The organism is Treponema sp. R6D11 (assembly GCF_054786075.1).
The window spans coordinates 1-529 of record NZ_BDHD01000777.1; the positions used below are offsets into that span (position 1 = coordinate 1).

Consider the following 529-nt stretch of genomic DNA (forward strand, 5'->3'; position numbering starts at 1 on the left):
AAGGAGCTGACAGGATGACGTCGCACCGCCGAATGGCGGTGCAGTTAATCCTTCCTTTCGGCAAACGGACCGAAGGGACGTATGTCAGCGACTGGAACCCCAAATCCCTCTCTCTCCGAAAGAACGATTGAGGGATTTGAACCGTAGCGTAACCACGAAGGAGTAACATATGGAAGAACAAGTAAAAGCCGCGTTGGAAAAAGTGCGGCCGTCTTTACAGGCGGATGGCGGAGATGTTGAGTTTGTCTCTATTGACAACGGTGGAACCGTCTCGGTAAGACTTACCGGGGCTTGCGGTCATTGCCCGATGTCTCAGATGACCCTTAAAATGCAAATCGAAAATTACATCAAAAAGGAAATACCCGAGGGTAAAGCCGTCGTCGGTGTCTAAGACTAACGCTCCTCCTAAAAACAACTCGTCGCAAGACAACGCGCAGCTACGCAACGCGCAGCTACGCAACGAGCCGCAGGACAACTCGCCGCAAGATGGCAAGTCGCAAAACAGTTTGTTGCCAGTCTGCCGCCGCGA

1 protein-coding gene is annotated in these 529 nt (G+C 52.4%); it reads left to right on the top strand.

Annotated elements, in window-relative coordinates; translation table 11 throughout:
• The first annotated feature begins 169 nt into the window (after nucleotides 1-169).
• Entirely contained in the window at nucleotides 170-391 is a 222-nt protein-coding gene (locus ACYVTD_RS16040; RefSeq protein WP_461248681.1) for a NifU family protein, read from the top strand.
• The last annotated feature ends 138 nt before the right edge of the window (nucleotides 392-529 follow it).

Bases quoted from the DNA above. Each gene is read 5' to 3' on its own strand.
- ACYVTD_RS16040 (WP_461248681.1), top strand. From the start codon at position 170: ATGGAAGAACAAGTAAAAGCCGCGTTGGAAAAAGTGCGGCCGTCTTTA.